Origin of the sequence: Streptomyces sp., from assembly GCF_036566765.1 — a bacterium.
Taxonomy (GTDB): Bacteria; Actinomycetota; Actinomycetes; order Streptomycetales; family Streptomycetaceae; genus Streptomyces.
Window position 1 is genome coordinate 1 of sequence record NZ_DATCVQ010000429.1, and the last position, 2,400, is coordinate 2,400.

The 2,400-nt window shown below is 70.9% G+C and carries 3 protein-coding genes; all 3 read left to right on the forward strand.

Translation table 11 applies throughout. The annotated features are described in order from the left end of the window. The coding region (locus tag VIU94_RS25515; RefSeq protein ID WP_331914520.1) for a S1C family serine protease at window positions 1–1,225 on the forward strand (1,225 nt) is incomplete at its 5' end. Between the two features lie 89 nt (window positions 1,226–1,314). Next, on the forward strand, window positions 1,315–1,764 hold the full coding sequence (locus tag VIU94_RS25520) for a sec-independent translocase (protein ID WP_331914522.1): 450 nt from the start codon (window positions 1,315–1,317) through the stop codon (window positions 1,762–1,764). 98 nt (window positions 1,765–1,862) lie between these two features. Further along, on the forward strand, window positions 1,863–2,400 hold a 538-nt coding region (locus VIU94_RS25525), incomplete at its 3' end, for a hypothetical protein (protein WP_331914524.1).

Here is a 2,400-nt window from a genome sequence, read left to right on the forward strand (position 1 = left end):
GCCCGGGCCCGCCCCCGCCCCCGTCCCCGCGACCTCGCCGTGGGTGCAGTACGACCCCTGGAGCACCCCGGCCGGCGCCGCGACGGGCCCCGTCACGCCCGTACCGCCCGGCAAGGCCGCCCGGCGCGGCATCGGGTTCCTCGGTGCGCTGGTCATCGCGCTCGCCACCGGCATCGTCGGCGGCGGTGTCGGTGCGTACATCGAGCGGAACGACGGCCTCACCACCATCGAGCTCCCGCAGGCCGGCGCCGAGGACAGCGGCCGCGCGCCCGACAGCGTCGCCGGCATCGCCGCGAGCGCGCTGCCGAGCGTCGTCACCATCCATGTGAAGGGCGGCGGGTCCGCCGGCACCGGCACGGGGTTCGTGCTCGACGACAAGGGCCACATCCTCACCAACAACCACGTCGTCGACCCGGCCGGCAGCTCCGGCGACATCTCGGTCACCTTCAGCAGCGGCGAGACGGCCGAGGCCAAGCTCGTCGGCAAGGACAGCGGCTACGACCTCGCGGTCGTCAAGGTCAGCGGCGTCACCAACCTCAAGCCGCTGCCGCTCGGGAACTCCGACAACGTCCGCGTCGGCGACCCCGTCGTCGCCATCGGCGCGCCCTTCGACCTCCAGAACACCGTCACCTCCGGCATCATCAGCGCCAAGGAGCGGCCGATCACCGCCGGCGGCGAGAAGGGCGACGGCAGCGACATCAGCTACGTCGACGCCCTACAGACCGACGCCCCGATCAACCCCGGCAACTCCGGCGGCCCGCTCGTCGACTCCAAGGCCCAGGTCATCGGCATCAACAGCGCCATACGCGCCGCGGGGAACGGCTCGAACCCGACCACCGGTCAGTCCGGCTCCATCGGCCTCGGCTTCGCCATCCCGATCAACCAGGGCAAGCGCGTCGCCGAGGAGCTGATCAACACCGGCAAGGCCACCCACCCCGTCATCGGCGTGAGCCTCGACATGCAGTACAGCGGCGACGGTGCGCGGGTCGGCGACAAGGGCAAGGACAAAAGCCCGGCGATCACGTCCGGCGGACCGGCCGACAAGGCGGGCATCCGCGCCGGCGACGTCATCACCAAGGTCGACGGCCAGCGGGTGCACAACGGCGAGGAGCTGATCGTGAAGATCCGTGCCCACCGCCCCGGCGACCGCCTGGAGCTGACGCTGCTGCGCGGCGGCAAGGAGCAGACCAAGACGTTGACTCTCGGTTCCGCGCAGGGCTCCTGATCGCCATGTGGCGGACGCCTCGAGGTACCGCGCCGGCAGTTTCGGCGGGTACCGTGGATCGGGCCCGGACCCCCTGAAGGAGCAGCAAGGTGTTCAACGACATCGGCATACTCGAGCTGGCCACGCTCGTTGTCCTCGCCGTGCTCATTTTCGGTCCGGACAAGCTGCCGAAGGTCATTCAGGACGTCGCCGGCTTCATCCGCAAGGTCCGGAGCTTCTCCGAGAGCGCCAAGCAGGACATCCGCAACGAGCTGGGACCCGAGTTCAAGGACTTCGAGTTCGAGGACCTGAACCCGAAGACGTACCTGCGCAAGCAGCTGGACAAGGACGGCGAGCTCAGCGAGCTGAAGGATCTGCGCGACAGCTTCGACCTCCGCAAGGAGATGAACGAGGTCGCCGACGCGGTGAACAGCCGCGAGCCCGAGTCCGAGCCGTCGTCCGTGGCGGCGGCGAACGGCTCGCCGAAGCCGGACCTCGTGAAGAAGACCGACACGCCCGACGGGGGCGACCGCCCGCTGTTCGACGCCGACGCCACCTGACCCGCCCGGCCGCCAAATCCCGGGCGGCCGGGGCGGGGTGGCTATCCTCGACTGTCGTCCGTTGATGCGGACACGAAAGATCGAGGAGGCGGCCGGAGATGGAGACGACGAGTCGGGTGGAAGGGGTGCCCGCTGCCCGGCGTACCGCCGAGGGCTTCCTGAGCGCCCCATTCGCCTGGTACGGGCTCGACGAGGCGTTCACCGGGCCGCGCTGGCTGATGCAGGTCGGCACGGCCGCGGACGGGACGGTCCAGCACGGTTCGCTGGGGCACGGCGACGAGCCGTCGATAAAGTCCGACGCGGGGGGTGCGGAGAAGGAGCGCTTCGCGGTGGTCGTGACGGTCGCCGCGAGCCCGGTACGGCGTTCGGGGGACGGTACGGGGGTGCTGGACGCCACCACGGTGTCCTCGGCGGCCTGGCTGGCCGGCTCGGGCCTGCTGGCGTACACCTGGCCCGCCCAGCTGGACCACGCGCTGCGCGACGACTGGCTGGAGCAGCAGACGGAGGCGGCGTTCGAGCTGGCGGACGACCTTGACGGGCCGGAGTGGTCCACGCTGTCGCTGCCGGTGGACGGGGTGCCGATGCCGTTCCACTACCGCGAGTCCGAGTTCGGGTGGGTGCTGGCGGGGAGTACGG